At 63.4% G+C, this 17,217-nt stretch carries 15 protein-coding genes and 1 pseudogene; 12 read left to right on the forward strand and 4 right to left on the reverse strand.

Going from position 1 to position 17,217, the window contains the following annotated elements:
• Positions 1–44: 44 nt before the first annotated feature.
• From FRZ40_RS23820 to FRZ40_RS23880, 12 genes and pseudogenes are all read left to right on the forward strand, one after another.
• Entirely contained in the window at positions 45–335 is a 291-nt protein-coding gene (locus tag FRZ40_RS23820) for a Flp family type IVb pilin (protein ID WP_028369817.1), read from the forward strand.
• A gap of 22 nt (positions 336–357) precedes the next feature.
• Positions 358–1,881 carry a pilus assembly protein TadG-related protein gene (locus FRZ40_RS23825; RefSeq protein WP_147235798.1) on the forward strand — a complete coding sequence of 508 codons (1,524 nt, stop codon included), beginning with the start codon at positions 358–360 and terminating at the stop codon, positions 1,879–1,881.
• Between the two features lie 8 nt (positions 1,882–1,889).
• A complete protein-coding gene (locus FRZ40_RS23830) occupies positions 1,890–2,711 on the forward strand; it encodes a hypothetical protein (protein ID WP_240057261.1) in 822 nt (273 codons plus the stop codon).
• Positions 2,712–2,722: 11 nt separating this feature from the next.
• Positions 2,723–3,415, forward strand: a complete 693-nt coding sequence (locus FRZ40_RS23835; protein ID WP_240057262.1) for a hypothetical protein — start codon at positions 2,723–2,725, stop codon at positions 3,413–3,415.
• Positions 3,396–3,593 carry a hypothetical protein gene (locus tag FRZ40_RS23840; protein ID WP_028369821.1) on the forward strand — a complete coding sequence of 66 codons (198 nt, stop codon included), beginning with the start codon at positions 3,396–3,398 and terminating at the stop codon, positions 3,591–3,593. The genes FRZ40_RS23835 and FRZ40_RS23840 overlap by 20 nt, the downstream gene beginning before the upstream one ends.
• A 19-nt stretch (positions 3,594–3,612) precedes the next feature.
• A complete protein-coding gene (gene cpaB, locus FRZ40_RS45095) occupies positions 3,613–5,985 on the forward strand; it encodes a Flp pilus assembly protein CpaB (RefSeq protein WP_240057263.1) in 2,373 nt (790 codons plus the stop codon).
• Positions 5,986–5,993: 8 nt separating this feature from the next.
• A pseudogene (locus tag FRZ40_RS23855) lies at positions 5,994–7,701 on the forward strand (ATPase, T2SS/T4P/T4SS family).
• Positions 7,702–7,711: 10 nt separating this feature from the next.
• A complete protein-coding gene (locus FRZ40_RS23860) occupies positions 7,712–8,554 on the forward strand; it encodes a type II secretion system F family protein (protein ID WP_147235801.1) in 843 nt (280 codons plus the stop codon).
• Between the two features lie 6 nt (positions 8,555–8,560).
• Positions 8,561–9,439, forward strand: a complete 879-nt coding sequence (locus FRZ40_RS23865; protein WP_147235802.1) for a type II secretion system F family protein — start codon at positions 8,561–8,563, stop codon at positions 9,437–9,439.
• Positions 9,436–9,786 carry a DUF192 domain-containing protein gene (locus tag FRZ40_RS23870; RefSeq protein WP_028369827.1) on the forward strand — a complete coding sequence of 117 codons (351 nt, stop codon included), beginning with the start codon at positions 9,436–9,438 and terminating at the stop codon, positions 9,784–9,786. The genes FRZ40_RS23865 and FRZ40_RS23870 overlap by 4 nt, the downstream gene beginning before the upstream one ends.
• Positions 9,768–10,538 carry a TadE family protein gene (locus tag FRZ40_RS23875; protein WP_147235803.1) on the forward strand — a complete coding sequence of 257 codons (771 nt, stop codon included), beginning with the start codon at positions 9,768–9,770 and terminating at the stop codon, positions 10,536–10,538. The genes FRZ40_RS23870 and FRZ40_RS23875 overlap by 19 nt, the downstream gene beginning before the upstream one ends.
• A complete protein-coding gene (locus FRZ40_RS23880) occupies positions 10,538–11,107 on the forward strand; it encodes a lytic transglycosylase domain-containing protein (protein WP_240057264.1) in 570 nt (189 codons plus the stop codon). Before FRZ40_RS23875 ends, FRZ40_RS23880 begins: the two co-directional genes overlap by 1 nt.
• Before the next feature lie 80 nt (positions 11,108–11,187).
• Here FRZ40_RS23880 and acnA read toward each other — a convergent pair whose 3' ends face one another.
• The 4 genes from acnA to prpC form a co-directional block, all read right to left on the reverse strand.
• On the reverse strand, positions 11,188–13,905 hold the full coding sequence (acnA, locus tag FRZ40_RS23885) for an aconitate hydratase AcnA (protein ID WP_028369830.1): 2,718 nt from the start codon (positions 13,903–13,905) through the stop codon (positions 11,188–11,190).
• Between the two features lie 48 nt (positions 13,906–13,953).
• Entirely contained in the window at positions 13,954–15,405 is a 1,452-nt protein-coding gene (locus tag FRZ40_RS23890) for a bifunctional 2-methylcitrate dehydratase/aconitate hydratase (protein WP_147235804.1), read from the reverse strand.
• Positions 15,406–15,429: 24 nt separating this feature from the next.
• Complete coding sequence (locus FRZ40_RS23895; protein ID WP_028369832.1) at positions 15,430–15,915, reverse strand: hypothetical protein; 486 nt, start codon at positions 15,913–15,915, stop codon at positions 15,430–15,432.
• Between the two features lie 102 nt (positions 15,916–16,017).
• Positions 16,018–17,193 (reverse strand): bifunctional 2-methylcitrate synthase/citrate synthase, encoded by a 1,176-nt coding sequence (gene prpC / locus FRZ40_RS23900; RefSeq protein WP_147235805.1) that lies wholly within the window; start codon positions 17,191–17,193, stop codon positions 16,018–16,020.
• Between the last annotated feature and the right edge of the window lie 24 nt (positions 17,194–17,217).

Consider the following 17,217-nt stretch of genomic DNA (forward strand, 5'->3'; position numbering starts at 1 on the left):
AAGTCGCATCGGCTATTTCGTTCACTCAATTCTGGTTTATTCCCATGAACATCTCTTTCAAGCGTCCTCTTCGCAAACAGGCCGGTCAGGGCATGACCGAATACATCATCATCGTGGCGCTGATCGCGGTTTCAGCGATCGCCGTATATGCGTCGTTCGGCAAGGCGATCCGCGAGCAGACGGCCGGCCTCACGCACGAAATGTCGGGCACGGACAGCACGTCCGATATCAACGACGCGCGCGCCGCCGCAACGGACGGCAAGAGCCAGGCCGACAAGAACAAGGGCATGGGCGCGTACGGCAGCGACGGCAGTCTGTCGACGAACAACAAGTAAGCGCCGCGTGCGGCTCGTCATCATGAAACGCACGTCCCATCGCCGATCGCACACCCATGGCGGCCAGGCACTCGTGCCCGCGCTGCTGTTCCTGCTGATCGGCGGTGTCGGTCTGTATGTCGCCTTCGGGTCGTTCCAGATGACGAGCGCAAAGATCAAGCTGCAGAACACAGCCGACGCCGCCGCATACAGCGCGGCTGTGCTGCAGGCACGCGACTACAACTTCTCCGCGTACACGAACCGTGCGATGGTCGCCAACCAGGTGAGCGCCGCACAGGTGGTCGCGTTGAAGTCGTGGATCGACGAACTCGACAACACGTATATGGGCAATCCCGACACCGAGCAGCTCGTGACGACCTTCGCCGATCATCCGGCGTTGTGGCGCACGCCGAAACAACGCGCGCACGCCGACATCGCGCCCGTGCGCGCGACGCTCGATGCGCTGCTGCCCGCCGTCGCGCGGGGCATCGGCGGTATCACGCGCGCGCTCAGCGATGCGCAGACGAACTATCACGCTGCGATATTCGCGGCGGTGCCCGAGGTCGCCAACGACGTCGCGCAACGCAATCAGCCCGACACGCATGTGACGTCCGGCTATTTCACGAGTCCGCGCAATGCCGTGCAACTCGCTGCGTGGCAGACGTACACGCGCGTCGTCACGCCTGCGGGCAATCTCGACGCCGATCATTTCGCCGACGTCGTCACCGATTCAACGACGCTCGACCGCTTCGTGAAAGCGCGCGTGTCGTCGCGCAGCGTCGCGCCCGACTACCAGCAGCTCGACGATTCGAGTGCGCGCTGTCCGGGCGGCGGACGCATTGCGATTCGCGTCGCGCATGTCGGCGGCACGCAATTGCGCAGCGACAAGAAGGGCTGGCAATCGATCGACGCGAGCACCGCGCACATCACGATCACCTGCATCGATACCGTCGACGCCGCCATTGCGGGCCACGGCGGCAGCGCGAACGGCGACGTGAGCAACTTCATGACGCATCCGCCGTTCGTCGCGTGGAGCGACTGGAAAGGCTATGGCGGCTATATGAACTTCGGCGACCCCGACAGCACGCAGCCGGGCATGAACGTGCCCGCCGCGATGGCCGAGCAGTTCACGCAAGGTCCTGGCGTTTCGCTCGATACCGCAAACGGCGGCCTGCTGCCGTATCAGGACATCGCGCACGCGCCGCTCGCGAGCGAAGCGCCGCGCATCACGATCGAAGTGGAGCGTATGGCTGGAACCCTCGTGAAGTCGGCGGGAGTGGGCGGCGCGGGCCGCATGCGCGTCGACGGCGGCAGCGCGAGCGGCGCGATGCGCACGCTGGCGAGCGCGCATGCGTATTTCGTGCGGCCATCTGCGGGCGCACTGGACGACGGGCTCGCAGGCGCATTGCACGATGCGGGTGCATGGTTGCGCGAGGACGGCAAGACCGAATATCCGAGCACGTTCAGCCCTTATTGGCAGGCGTCGCTTGCGTCTGTCAGTGCAGAAGAGCGCGCCGCTGCGCAGGCCGCGCAGTTTCCGTCGGATGCTCGCGCGACAACGCCATGAAGAAGCACATGAAACGGTGCGCCCGCACGCAATCCGGCCAGGCGCTAGTGGAGTTTCTCGTCGCCACGATGCTTGCGACGAGCGTGCTGTTGCTAGGCATCGTGATGCTCGGCAAATTCAATGACATTCGCAATCGCACGCTGATGGGATCGCGCTACGCGGCGTGGGAACGCACCGTGTGGATCGACGCAGACGCGAACGGCTCGATTACGCGCGACTGGTATGCACGCTACGGCAACGGCGCATTGCAGGTGCAAAAAAGCGATCGGCAAATCCAGCGCGAACTGCTGGCGCGCGTCGTGACAGGCGCAAACCCTGGCGCGAACGGAGAGCGCCCCGCACAGCCTGCGATGTGGAAAGACGCGAGCGGCGCAGCGCTTCTCGACGACGCACGCGACGTCGCCGTCAGCACGCGCGAATCCGACTTGCCTTCGCAGCTCGATGCCTACACGTCGAATGGCTTTGGCTCGATGCCGACGGCAACAGGCAGCGCGCCGTTTGCCTCGACGCTGGATCTGCCGTCGGGTGCGCTGCAATCGGCCACCTTGCGCATCGCAACGGGCCTCCATAGCAACGCGCTGCGGCGTCTGTGGACGGGCTTCAACGGCTTTGCCGTCGACGACACGAATGCGCTACTCGTGAACACATGGCTGCCCGAGGGCGCGCCGCGCGCCGAAGCGTTGTTCACGCAGGCCGTGCCCGCAGCCAATGCGGCGTTGATCACGCCTTCGCTGTATCAGGGCTTGCGTGTGTATGCGCCCGAAATCGATACGCTCGAAGTCGGCCGCATCCGCACCGACGTCGTGCCGGCTGACCGGCTTGCACGATGAGCGGCCCGTCGATGTGGCTTCTCCTTGGTGCCGTCATGCTGCCGCTGCACGCAATGGCCGCCCGTCCAGCTTGCGATCGTCAACCCGTTCGCGCGGCGCATGTGCAGGTGATCGGCCGCGACATGCTCGTGGAGGGCGTACCGACGTCCGTCTACGGGATGGAGTTCAGCGGAACATCGGCTGATGTGTCGAACGAATTCCATGCGTTCTGGACGCACGCGCATGTTCCCGCGCGGGAACGTCGCGATGCGTCGGGGCTGCTGCTCGCAGCGCTCGACGGCGCATGTCACTACGTGCTCGTCGTTCCGGCGCGTGGAGACAGCGGTTCCGTGAAAGGGCTGATGAGCGTGATGCGTCTCGATGCTGCAGGTGCAACGCATCGCGTCGAGGCTTCGCGTATTGCGCTGCCGCGAGGGGCGCGGACGGTTTCGGATATTGAAAGCCGCGACCCAGGGCAAGCAGGGCGCACGTGGTTGATCGACATGTCAGGTGAAGCGAAGGACAACGCGCAGCACTACACGCGTCAACTACAGCAGGCAGGCTGGCGCGTCGTCGCGCAGATGCCTGCGCTGCGGCTCGACGGGTCGCAGCGCACGACAGGCCATGTGCTCGCGATGCAGCGCGGCAGTGAGCGCATCGACGCTGTTTTCTCCCACCGCAACGGACAGACGGAGGCCGTGATCCATGCGACGACGGGCCCTTGAAACAGGACGTTCGCGCGGCCGCGCACAGCGCGGCCAGGCGGCCGTCGAGTACCTCGTCGTGACGGCTGTGATCGTGTCGGCGCTGGTCGCGAGCGGCGATCAGTCGATCGTCAGCCGGCTTTGCGCGGCGTTCAAATCGCTGTATCGCGCGTATAGCTTCGCGCTCTCCTTACCCTAACCACTTCGCTTCGAATCCGATGTTCAGGAAGATCAAGTTCCATACGCTGCTGGGCAATGCCTGGCTTCTGCTGCTCGTTGCGGTGCTGACGGCGGCCGCGCTCACGTGGTTCGTCTATCGCTATCTCGGCGAACGTGAGGCGCATGTGCGCGCCGAGGTGACGGGCAAGCTCACGCAGCGCGGCGTCGAAGTCGTGGTGCCGCGCCGCGATGTGTCGCCCGGCACGCCGCTGTCGAGCGACGCGTTCGTATCGCGCGAGATTGCGGCGGATCTCGTCTACGACGACATGGTGCGCGTCGATGCGTTCGACGCGGTCCGCAACGCGAAGCTCGTGCGCGCCGTGATGCATGGACGGCCGCTGCGCATGAGCGATATCGACGCACTGCGTGGGCGCGATTTCTCGGACACGGTGCCCGCCGGGCAGCGCGCATTGACGCTGGAAATCGATGCGGTGAACTCGACAGCGTCGATGCTGCGGCCGGGCAATCGCGTCGATATGTATTGGGTCGGCACGCAAGCCGATGCGGCGGCGGGCGAGGGCAAGGCCGTGCGTCTGCTGTTGCCCGACGTGCCGGTGCTCGCGACAGGCCAGCGCGTGAAAGCACGCGATGCAGGCGACGTGGATGAAGCAGGCAACGCGTCGCGCTATGACACCGTGACGATGCAGGTACCCGCCGCCGACGCGCCGCGCATCGTGCTCGCGCAAAAGATGGGCGCGCTGCGGCTCATCCTCCGGAACGCCGGCGACAACGCCGCTGCTTCACCCCGTTGCGCTGACGGAAGGCGATGTGTTCGGCGCGGAGCACGTTGCACAGCGCGCATCCGTCGAAGTAATCGCGGGTGGCGGTACGGGCGCGGCTACGGCGAACGTCGCACAGGTTGCGCCGATGTCATCGGGCGTCGCGAGCGAACCCGCCTCTTCGTCGCCGACGCTCTTCGAAAGCGCTGCCGTCATCGCCAGGCAAATTCAGCAACGCGACACGCACCGCGTCAGCGGTCAGAACTAGAAAAACAGACGTTATCTACCGGCTCACTCATGAAAGCAGGTTCCTGTTCGAATGCGCTGCGACGTATGGCAGGCGCAGCCCTCTTCATTGGCGTTCTCGCGATTGGTGCGAGCGCCACACACGCGATCGGTGCACAACGCAGCATCGATGAAAATGCCGCACAAAGCGCCGCTGTGCTCGATCTGTACAAGGGCGAGGTGCGCATGCTCAACGTGCCAGGCACGATCAGACGCATCGCGATCGGCAACGGCAAGCTGGTGACGGCGAATGTCGTCGATGGACGCGTGATGCTGCTCGCGGAAAACGCGGGCATCACGTCACTCGTCGTGTGGAACGAGCGCGGCGTCGCGCTGCAGACGACGGTGCGCGTCGCGAAAGGCGACGTCGGCATGTCGGCGGCGCAGTTGCGCAGCGTGCTGACGTCGGTGCCCGGCGTGCGCGTGCAGGAGGTTGGACCGAACATCGTGCTATCGGGCAGCGTGCATCGCGACAAGGCCGCCGCCGTCAAAGCCGCGATTGCCGACATGACGAACCTGATCGACACGACGACGATCGACGAAGGCGACGCGCTCAAGAAAACCCTGCATTTCAAGGTGCAAATCATGGAAGTGACACGCACCGGACAGAAGGACATCGGCATTGCGTGGGACAGCCAGTTCGCGGGGCCGCAGGTGTCGGGGCAGGGCTTCGTTGGTTCCGGCGCGACGAGCGGCGCGAACTTCCTGCTTGCGGGGATTGCATCGACGATCACGTCGCGCATCAACTTCGCGATCAACAACGGCGACGCCTTCATCCTCGCCGCGCCCGAACTGAATACGAAGAGCGGCGGCACGGCATCGTTCCTCGCGGGCGGCGAAGTGCCGATTCCAAAGGCCGGCGCGCTCGGCACGACCGACGTCGAATACAAGCCGTACGGCATCCGGCTGAACATCAGGCCCGTGGTCGACGCGAACGACATCATCTCGGCGACGGTGCAGACGGAGATCAGCCAGATCGATCCATCGGTGTCGTATGGCGGCTTTCCCGGCTTCCTGACGCGCAGCGCCAGTTCTGACATCTCGTTGCGCGCGGGCGAAACAATCGCGATTTCAGGCCTTGTCAGTGCGGATGCGCTGAATGCTTCGGCGGGCATGCCGTTTCTCGCGCGGCTGCCCATCATCGGGCAACTGTTTCGCTCGGACAGCTTTCGCGCGAAGAACAGCGATCTTGTGATCTTCGTCACGCCGCTGATCTCGGATCCGTCGCGCGAACCGAATACCGCGTTGCTGGCGCGTGCGCAGGAAGGCGCGCGGCGCTACGCGGACCAGTATGGCGCGCGCAGTCCGCTCGATGCGCCCGTTGCGTCGGCGCCGCCGCAGAACGCGCCGCTTCATCCCTCACACTGACGAACGACATGCTGAAACTGAAGGTGCAATCGCGCAATGGGCCCGCGCACACGGTCCACGTCGACGGAATGTGCACGATCGGCCGCGACGCGGCATGCGATATCGCGATCAAAGGCATGCTGGTGGGCCGCACGCATGCGCGCATCGTGAAGGACTTCCATGCGTGGTATGTCGAGGATCAGGGCGGCATTATCGCGACGACGGTGAACGGTGCGCCCGTCGTGCGTTATGGCCCGCTCGTGGAAGGCGACCAGATCGAGATCGGCATGACGGTGCTGAGAGTGGAGGCGATGCAGGTGGCACGCGTCGATCCGTTGCATTCCGCGCGGCACGTGATGGACGAACCCGCTATTGTTCGCGCTGACGTTCGCGCCGACGTTCGCGCCGACACGCCAGCGCCTTCGCGTGATGCCACCCCGACACGCATTGCGGCGATCAACAGTCCCGATGGCATCGGCCTGCGCAAGCTCTTGCACATGAAGGTGATCGACGCGCTCGACCTGCGCCGCCTGAACGTCTCGCGCATGGCCGACGACGAACTGCGCACGACCGTCAGCGACGCGCTCGACGATATCCTCGCGCGCGATGCCAGTTTTCATCGCGCGGACATTCCGTTGACGGCGTTGAAGAAGAGCGTGTTCGACGAAATCATCGGACTCGGTCCGCTCGAAGAATTGATCGCCGATCCAACGATCTCCGAAATCATGGTCAACCGGCACGACGAGATTTTCATCGAGCAGCAAGGGCGCTTGCTGCGCTCGCCCGTGATCTTCACCGACGACCGCGCGGTGCTCGGTGCTATCGAGCGGATCGTCGCGCCCGATTGGACGGCGCATCGACGAGAGTTCGCCGATGGTCGACGCGCGCCTCAGGGACGGTTCGCGCGTGAACGCGGTGATTCCACCGCTCGCGCTGAAAGGGCCGGGCATGACGGTCCGGAAATTTCCGCAGCACAAGCTGCGCGGCAACGATCTGTTGACCTTCGGCTCGCTGTCGCCCGCGATGCTCGCGTTCTTGCGCACGGCTGTCGAACATCGCGCGAACATCGTGATTTCGGGCGGCACGGGTTCGGGCAAGACAACGCTGCTCAACGTGATGTCCGACTATATCCCGGGCGAAGAGCGCATCGTGACCGTCGAAGATGCTGCCGAGTTGCAGCTGTCGCAGCCCAATCTCGTCGCGCTCGAAACCAGGCCTGCGAATCTGGAAGGCAAGGGTGCCGTCACGATCCGCGAACTGGTGCGCAACTGTTTGCGGATGCGGCCCGACCGTATCGTGGTCGGCGAATGTCGAGGGGGCGAAACGCTCGACATGCTGCAGGCAATGAACACGGGTCACGACGGCTCGCTGACCACGGCGCACGCGAACTCGCCGCGAGATTGCATCGCGCGGCTCGAAGTGATGACGCTGATGGCGGGACTCGATCTACCCGTGCAGGCGATACGCGAACAGGTTTGCGCGGCCGTCGACATCATCGTGCAGCAGACGCGCTTCTCATGCGGCTCGCGGCGCGTGACGCACATCACGGAAGTGAGCGGCATCGAGTCGGGCGTGATCCAGTTGCAGGACGTGTTCGTGTTCAGAGAGGCCGGCCTCGACGAGAACGGCAAGATTCGCGGGCAATTCGTGCCGACGTCGTGTATCCCCGATTTCTATCAGGATCTGATACGCCGCCGCATTGCCGTCGATACCTCGATTTTCACGCAAAAAGAGTGAGACTGCGCCGATGAATCTGTTTCTCGTGTTCGTGTTTTGCGGCGCTTCCGTTTCGATCTGGCTCATCGCATGCGCCGTGCGCACTGCGCTTGCGAGCGGCACGCGTCATCTTGCCAGCGAGGTCGAACAATCGCTCGCCGATGCCTTCGTGTTCGTGAACCGTCAGAAGGCCGCCGCCGCTACCTTGAGTGCGATGGTTGCGCTGCCCGCGCTTGCGCTGCTGCTGACGGGCAGCTCGCTGGCCGCGCTCGCGTCGCTGCCGATCGTGTGGTTCGTGCCGCGCACAATGCTGGCCTGGATGCACGCGCGTCGCATCCGCACGTTGGAGCGTCAGTTGCCCGACATGCTGTTGATGATCGCGGGCGCGTTGCGCGCCGGCGCGAGCTTCCCGATTGCGCTCGAAAGCGGCGTGCAGGAATCGGCGCCGCCGATTTCGCAGGAATTTGATCTGCTGTTGCGCGAGATCCGTCTCGGCGTCGACCTCGACGTCGCGATGCGCAACATCGAAAAGCGCATACCTGTACCCGACTTCATGATGGTGACGGCAGCCGTGACGATATCGCGCGAGGTCGGCGGCAATCTCGCGGAAGCGCTCGAATCCGTTGCGAGCACGTTGCGCGGCAAGCTGCAGATGGAAGGCAAGATTCGCGCGCTCACGTCGCAGGGACGCATGCAGGGCATCGTGATGACCTGTCTGCCGCTGTTCGTGATGATGGTGCTGCGCATGTTGGAGCCTGCCGCGATGGCGCCGCTCTTCACGTCGCCGGTGGGCTGGGCGACGCTCGCCGCGATCGCGGTGATGGAGCTGCTCGGCTATCTGTCGATAACGCGCATCGTGCGCATCAACGTGTAGGCGGCCATGCTGATTGTGTCGCTTGCGATTGGCGTCAGCGTCGTGCTGACAGGCTTGCTCGCGCTGGATGCCGTGCGCCGCCTGATGCGCGACGTGCCAAAGGAAGACCGGACGTGGCTCGATGCGTTGCCGCCGCTGCTGCGCCTCATCTGGCCTGCCGTCAATTTCGTCGCGCATTACTGTGCAGGCTGGTTCGGCGAACGCCTCATTGCGCGCACGGACGCGCAGCTGCGTCTTACGTCGCTCAACTTCCTGATGAACGCGCGGCAGTTCATGGCGCTGTCGATGGTGTCGTCGGTTGGGGCTTTGCTGCTTGCGCTTGTGGCGATGCTGGCGAGCGGCCTGTTTTCAACCGCAGTTCTGCTTCTGGCGACATGCGTGGGCTTTTTCTATCCGCGTCTCTGGATGCGCGATGTGCGGCGGCGTCACGTCGCCACGATGCTGCGCCAGTTGCCCGTCTATCTCGACTTCCTGACGCTTGCGGTCGAAGCGGGACTCAACATCAACGGCGCTATGCAGAAGTCCGTCGAGAAAGGCCCGGACGGGCCGCTTCGGCGCGAATTCGATCATGTGCTGCGGGATCTGAAGTCAGGCTTGAACCGCGCGGACGCGTTGCGGCGTTTCGACGAGCGTCAGCGGATTGCTGAAGTGTCGAATCTGGTCCGCACGATTGCGCAAGCGGACCGGATGGGTTCGGGGCTCGCGAAGACGTTGCGCTTCCAGTCCGAACAGCGGCGCTCGGAACGCTTCCAGCGAGCGGAGAAGCAGGCGATGGAAGCTCCCGTCAAACTGGTGTTTCCGCTGCTCGTATTCATCTTTCCGGTGACGTTCATCGTGCTCGCGTTTCCGATTGCGATGAAGTTCGTTCAAGAAGGGCTGTTGTGAAGCACGCGCGCCTGATTCATCGCGGCATGGAGACCCGCATTGCGCTCGAAGTCGCTGACGGGTCAATCGAACGCATGCGTGGACTGCTCGGTCGCTCCCGTCTCGACGCGGATCGGGCACTGTGGCTCGAACCGTGCAATGCGGTGCATACGTTCGGCATGCGCTTTCCGATCGACGTCGTGTTCATCGACAAAGGCGGCCGTGTGCTGGCTGTTCATCGCAACGTGAGTCGCGCGCGTGTGCTGGTTTGCTGGCGAGCGAGGAGCGTGCTCGAAATGCGCGCGCATGCGGCGCAGGCGTGGTGCGTCGATGTACGCGATTCGCTCGAATGGAGGGCGTCGTCGTGAAAGGGCGCTGGTTGAGCAAAGGCCGCATGGCCGGGCAGGGCATGACGGAGTTTCTGGTCGTCGCGCCGCTGCTGCTGTTCTTCGGCTTCGTAACGGCGCAGCTCGTGCTGCTGTATCAGGCGAAGTCGACGCTCGATGTCGCCGCGCTCGAAGCCGCACGGGAAGGGGCCGTCAATCACGGTTCGGTGCAGGCGATGCAGGCGGGGCTCGTGCGGGGACTCGCGCCGCTATATGCGCGCCGCGCCGATGCGGCGGGCGCGCAGGCAGCGCTGCTTGCCGGGCAACGCGCAGTATCCGGGGGATCGTCGATAAAGATCGTCAGCCCGACGCCTGCGATGTTGCGCGACTTTGCGCGTCCGCGCTTCTATCCCGACGAAGGCGTCGCGCACGACGAGATTCCCAACGACACGCTGATGTACCGCGACACGGCGCATGGCGCCGAATCGGATGTCAATGTGCAGGACGCGAATCTGCTGAAGCTGCGCGTGCGCTACTGCTTCGACCTCGTCGTGCCCGTGGCGAACAAGGTGCTGTATTACGCGGTCAATGTGATCGGCAACATCGCTGCCAATGGCGTGTTTGCGCGCGAGCCCGCAGATGCGAACGTCGATGCGTATGGCTCACCGAGACGACCGGACAGTTTGTGCAGGACGGCGCTCGCGGACGGACTGCGCAATGAGCGCTGGCCGGTTGCGCTGGAATCGGAGGCGATCGTGCGGATGCAGTCGCCGTTTCGTGCGGCGATGCGCTGATGCGCCGCTTGATGCTGGGGGCGGTGCTGGTGTGGGGCGTCGGCATGGGTGTCTGCGAAGCGAAAGCGGTGGAGATGCTGATCGGCGGATCGAACGAAGCCGATGCGAGCGATTCAGTAGATCAACCGCTCATCGTCGAATTCGGCGAACCTCGTGGCGACGCGCATGGAGCGCGTTCGAAGGTGCTCGCATGGACACCGCTTGTCGAACGCGTCGCGCAGCGTGTCGGCGTCGATCATGCGCTGCTGATGGCCGTCATCGATGTCGAGTCGGGCGGAAACCCGCTGGCCGTGTCGCTGAAGGGCGCGCGAGGCCTGATGCAGCTGATGCCGCAAACGGGCCTCTTGCAGGGCGCAAACGATCTGTTCGATCCTTACCAGAACGTCGTGGCAGGCGCGCATTTGCTCGATACGCTGCTCGCCACCTTCGGCGACGTGTCGCTGGCGCTTGCCGCGTATAACGCGGGCGAAGGGGCGGTTCGCAAGTATGGCGGCGCGATTCCGCCGTATGCGGAGACGCAGAAGTATGTGCGGAGGGTATTGGAGCGGGTCGCGGCTTATCGGCGCTGAACGAAAAAAAAGCCCGGATAACCGGGCTTCTAAAAGTCACTGCGTCCTCAACGAGAACGCAGCACCTGCAAAACGATGACTTACGCCGCGAGCAGCGAGCGCAGCACGAACGGCAGGATACCGCCGTGCTTGTAGTAGTCGACTTCGATAGGCGTGTCGATACGCAGCAGAACCTGCACGCGCTGCTCCGAACCGTCCTTGCGATGGATCACCAGCGTGACTTCCTGTTGCGGCTTGAAGTCGTCGCCGAGGCCTTCGACGTCGTATGTTTCTTCGCCCGTGATGTTCAGCGACTGGATGCTGTCCGAGCCCTGGAACTGCAGCGGGAGAACGCCCATGCCGACCAGGTTCGAACGGTGGATACGCTCGAAGCTGCGTGCGACCACGGCCTTCACGCCGAGCAGCTGCGTGCCCTTCGCCGCCCAGTCACGCGACGAGCCCGTACCGTACTCTTCTCCCGCGAAGATGACCGTCTGCGTGTCGGCGCCGATGTACTTCATCGCTGCGTCGTAGATCGGCATCTGTTCGCCGCTCGGCTGATGGATCGTCAGGCCGCCTTCGACGCGCGTGCCGTCCGCCTTTGCCGGGATCATCAGGTTCTTGATGCGGACGTTCGCGAACGTGCCGCGCATCATCACGTCGTGGTTGCCGCGGCGCGAGCCGTAGCTGTTGAAATCGGCCTTCTGCACGCCGTTTTCCTTCAACCACTTGCCTGCGGGCGAGTCTTCCTTGATCGAGCCAGCCGGGCTGATGTGGTCGGTCGTGACCGAGTCACCGAAGATGCCCAGTGCGCGCGCGCCCTTCACTGCGGCGATGCTCGAAGCCGGTTCCATCGAGAAGTCGCTGCCGAAGAACGGCGGCTCGGCGATGTACGTCGACTTCGGCCAGTCGTAGACCTGGCCTTCTTCGCCTTCGATCTTGCTCCACAGATCGCCCTTCTTCGTGAGCTGCGAGTAGTTCGCGCGGAACGCGTCGGCGTCGAGTGCGAACTTGAGCAGCGCGTTGATTTCTTCGCTCGACGGCCAGATGTCGCCGAGGTAGATGTCCTTGCCGCCCTTGCCCTTGCCGACGGGTTCCGTCATCAGGTCGCGCGTGATGTTGCCCGCGATCGCGTAAGCGACGACCAGCGGCGGCGAAGCCAGGAAGTTCGCGCGGATGTTCGGGTGAATACGCGCTTCGAAGTTACGGTTGCCCGACAGCACGGCTGCCGCGACGATGTCGTTCTTCGTGATCGCTTCGTTCAGTTCCGGCGTCAGGTCGCCCGCGTTGCCGATACAGGTCGTGCAGCCGTATGCCGCCAGCGTGAAGCCGAGCTTGTCGAGGTACGGCAGCAGACCCGTCTTCGTCAGGTACTCGGTGACGATGCGCGAGCCGGGAGCCAGCGACGTCTTGATGTGCGGCGCGACTTCCAGACCGGCTTCGACGGCCTTCTTCGCGAGCAGGCCCGCTGCCAGCAGCACGCTCGGGTTCGACGTGTTCGTGCACGACGTGATCGCGGCGATCAGGATGTCGCCGTTCTTCACGTTGACGCCGTTGGTGGTCGTGTATTGCGTGTCGAGGTCGGCGGCCTTCTTCGCGAAGCCGTTTTCGTTGACGGGCTTCGAGAACAGATCCTGGAACGTCGACTTGACGTGGGTGATCTCGATGCGGTCTTGCGGACGCTTCGGACCGGCCAGCGACGGCGCCACCGTGCCGAGATCCAGCGTGACGACCTTCGTGTAGTCGATGTCGCCGGCGTCGGGAATGCCGAACAGATCCTGCGCCTTGAAGTAGTTTTCGAAAGCGGAGATTTCGGCGTCCGTGCGGCCCGTGCCCTTGAAGTAGTCGATCGTCTTTTCGTCGACGGGGAAGAAGCCCATCGTCGCGCCGTATTCGGGCGCCATGTTGCCGATCGTCGCGCGGTCCGGCAGCGACAGCGAGCGCGTGCCTTCGCCGAAGAACTCGACGAACTTGCCGACAACCTTCTCTTTACGCAGCAGTTCGGTGATGGTCAGCACCAGGTCGGTCGCCGTCACGCCTTCGCGCAGCTTGCCCTTCAGGTGCACGCCGACGACGTCCGGCGTCAGGAAGTACACCGGCTGGCCGAGCATGCCTGCTTCCGCTTCGATGCCGCCCACGCCCCAGCCGACCACGCCGATGCCGTTGATCATCGTCGTGTGGCTGTCCGTGCCGACCAGCGTGTCCGGGTAATACACGGTGTCGCCGTCCTCAGCCTTCTTGTGCACGCCGCGTGCGAGGTATTCGAGGTTCACCTGGTGAACGATGCCGACGCCGGGCGGCACGACCTTGAACGTGTCGAACGCCTGCATGCCCCACTTCATGAACTGGTAGCGCTCGTTGTTGCGCTGGAATTCCAGCTTCATGTTCAGGTCCAGCGCGCCCTTTTCGCGGAAGTGGTCGATCTGCACCGAGTGATCGACGACGAGATCCACGGGAACCAGCGGCTCGATCGACTTCGGGTTCTTGCCCGAGCGCTGCGCGACGCCGCGCATGGCCGCGATGTCGGCGAGGAGCGGCACGCCCGTGAAGTCCTGCAGCACGACACGCGCCACGACGAACGGAATTTCATCGACGCGCGATGCAGTCGGCTTCCAGTTCGCGAGCTGCTCGATGTGTTCTTCCGAGATCTTCTTGCCGTCGTAGTTGCGCAGCACCGATTCCAGCACGAGGCGGATCGAAACGGGGAGACGGTCGATCTTCACGTTCAGTGCCTTGCCGAGCTGCGGCAGCGAATACAACTTGCCTTTGCCGGAACCGCTGTCGAATTCCTTGAGCGTTTTGTGGAGGTTGTGGGCCATGATAATTTTCCTGGGGTTTTCGAGGAAATGACGTTTCTACGTTTCTACTCAAATGACGTACAGATCGACGTATTCATTGACCGGCATCGCTTCTAGCCTCGCCTGGTCGAGCGACACATCGAGAATTGCCTGTTGCTGCTTCGCCGGAAAGCGCCGCGCGAGGTTCGTTCTGAACTTCTCGACCAGCAGCGGGATGCCTTCGGCGCGACGACGCTTGTGACCGATCGGATATTCGACCACCACTTCGTCGAACTTCGATCCGTCGGCGAACTCGATTGTCAGCGCATTTGCAATCGAGCGCTTGTCCGGGTCGTGATAATCCTTCGTAAAGCGCGGGTCTTCGACGCAGCGCATCTTCGCGCGCAACGCGTCGATGCGCGGATCGCGCGCAATCCCGTCTTCGTAGTCCGCCGCGGTGAGGCGCCCGAAAATCAGCGGCACGGCGATCATGTACTGGATGCAGTGATCGCGGTCGGCCGGATTGTTCAGCGGGCCTTTTTTATCGATGATGCGGATGGCCGCCTCGTGCGTGCGGATCGTGATCTTCGCGATATCTTCGATACGCTTGCCGCTCGCGCGCAGCTGCTCGTGCAGCGTCATCGCCGCTTCGGCAGCCGTCTGCGCGTGGAATTCGGCGGGGAACGAGATCTTGAAGAGCACGTTCTCCATCACGTACGAACCGTACGGGCGCTGGAAGCTGAACGGCTGTCCTTTGAACAGCACGTCGTAGAAGCCCCACGTCTTCGCCGTCAGCACGGACGGGTAGCCCATTTCGCCCGTCTTTGCGATCAGCGCGAGACGTACCGCGCGTGAGGTGGCGTCGCCTGCTGCCCAGGACTTGCGCGAGCCCGTGTTCGGCGCATGGCGGTAGGTGCGCAGCGCATGTCCGTCGACAAACGCCTGCGAGACTGCGTTGATCAGCTCATCGCGCGTCAGGCCCAGCAACTGGCCGACCACGGCCGTCGAAGCGAGCTTCACGAGCAGCACATGGTCGAGGCCGACCTTGTTGAACGAGTTTTCGAGCGCGATGCAGCCCTGAATTTCGTGCGCCTTGATCATGCCGATCAGGACGTCTTTCATGACCAGCGGCTTTTTGCCGTTGGCGATGGCGGTGCGCGAGAGCCAGTCGGCCGTCGCCAGAATGCCGCCGAGATTGTCCGACGGATGGCCCCATTCGGCTGCGAGCCAGGTGTCGTTGAAGTCGAGCCAGCGGATCATCGCGCCGATGTTGAACGCGGCTTGCACGGGATCCAGCTGGAACGACGTGCCCGGCACCTTGGCGCCGTTCGGGACGATCGTGCCGGGCACGACGGGCCCCATCAGCTTGGTGCAGGCAGGGTAAGACAGGGCCTCGAGTCCGCAGCCGAGCGTATCGATCAGGCAGTTACGCGCCGTCTCCAGCGCGAGATCGCTCTCGAGCCTGTGATTCAGCACGTAGTCGACGATATCGACCAGTGCTGTGTCCGGATCGGGCCGGACATTGGAGATCGGTGCGGACATCGAGGTTGTCCTGTCAGGCTCGCTTTACTGAGCCTTGTTGATGGCGTTCGACTGCGTCGGCGCCGGTGCGCCTCCCGTCATGGCAGCCGTCTTGCATTCGTCGGCCAGACGCGAGCTGTCCTTGTCCGAGAACAGCATGGCCTTGGTCGGGATCACGACGAGATCCATGCCGCTGGCTGCGTCGTGGAAACGGTCTGCGCCCGTCGTCGTGGCTTCACGCGGCAGGTTGTAGTTCTTGTTGCCCCAGTGGACGGTGACGATCTGGTCGCGCTTCATGTCGCCCTTCATATCGAACGACAGGCCTTCGTTGCACGACCACTTTTCTGCGCCTTCCGGAATCGGATCGACCTTGGCTTCCTTGGCCGGATTCGGTTTGCGTTTGATCAGACGCTTGGGTTGCGGCGCCTTCGGCTTGGCGTGCGTCGTGGTTTGTGCGAACGCGCTGGGCGCCGTCACCAGCAGCGTCGAAGACAGAGCGCCAATAACGGTAGCGATCAGCAGTTTTTTCATGAGATGGAACCTTTCTATCTAATTTCAAAAATATAACAGTGCGCGGTTGCGAAATTGCAACCGCCGGGGTACTGCACGCGCCCCGAGAGCGCACAGCGGACGCTATTTTCTCCTATTTAGCGCCACGAACTTCAAATTCTCCGGTCCCGTGTAATTCGCGCTCGGCCGGATGATCTTGTTGTCGATGCGTTGCTCGATGATGTGCGCGGCCCAGCCCGAGGTGCGCGAGATCACGAACAGCGGCGTAAACATGGCCGTCGGCACGCCCATCATGTGGTACGACACGGCGCTGAACCAGTCCAGGTTCGGGAACATCTTCTTGACGTCGTCCATCACGCTTTCGAGCCGCTCGGCGATGTCGAACAGCTTCATGTTCGACTGCTCTTTCGACAGTTTCTTCGCAACTTCCTTGATGACCTTGTTGCGCGGATCGGAGATCGTGTAGACGGGGTGGCCGAAGCCGATCACCACTTCCTTGTTTTCCACGCGGCGGCGGATGTCGGCTTCCGCTTCGTCGGGCGTCTGGTAGCGCGACTGGATTTCGAACGCGACTTCGTTCGCGCCGCCGTGCTTCGGCCCGCGCAGCGCGCCGATCGCGCCCGTGATGGCCGAATACATGTCGGAACCCGTGCCCGCGATCACGCGGCCCGTGAAGGTCGATGCATTGAATTCGTGCTCCGCATACAGGTTGAGCGACACGTGCATCGCATCGACCCACGATTTCGGCGGCTCGACGCCATGCAGCAGATGCAGGAAGTGGCCGCCGATCGAGTCGTCGTCGGTTTCGACTTCGATGCGTTTGCCGTTGTGCGAGTAGTGATACCAGTACAGCAGCATCGAGCCGAGCGACGCCATCAGCTTGTCGGCGATATCGCGAGCGCCCGGCAGGTTGTGATCGTCTTTCTCCGGCAGCACCGTGCCCAGCACGGACACGCCCGTGCGCATCACGTCCATCGGATGCGCGGCGGCAGGAATCCATTCGAGCGCCGCCTTCACGTTGGCAGGCAGCCCGCGCAGCGCTTTCAGCTTCGTCTTGTAAGCGGCCAGTTCGGCGGCGTTCGGCAGCTTGCCGTGCACGAGCAGATACGCGACTTCCTCGAATTCGCAGGCGCCTGCGATATCGAGAATGTCGTAGCCGCGGTAGTGCAGGTCGTTGCCCGTCTTGCCGACCGTGCACAGGGCGGTGTTGCCCGCCGTCACGCCCGACAGGGCCACGGACTTCTTAGGCTTGAAGCCGCTTGTCGTTTCCGGTGCAGCCGCTTGCGTCGTATCGCTCATTCCCACCGTCTCCTTGTATGTGCC

It is taken from the genome of Paraburkholderia azotifigens (assembly GCF_007995085.1).
Classification (GTDB): domain Bacteria; phylum Pseudomonadota; class Gammaproteobacteria; order Burkholderiales; family Burkholderiaceae; genus Paraburkholderia; species Paraburkholderia azotifigens.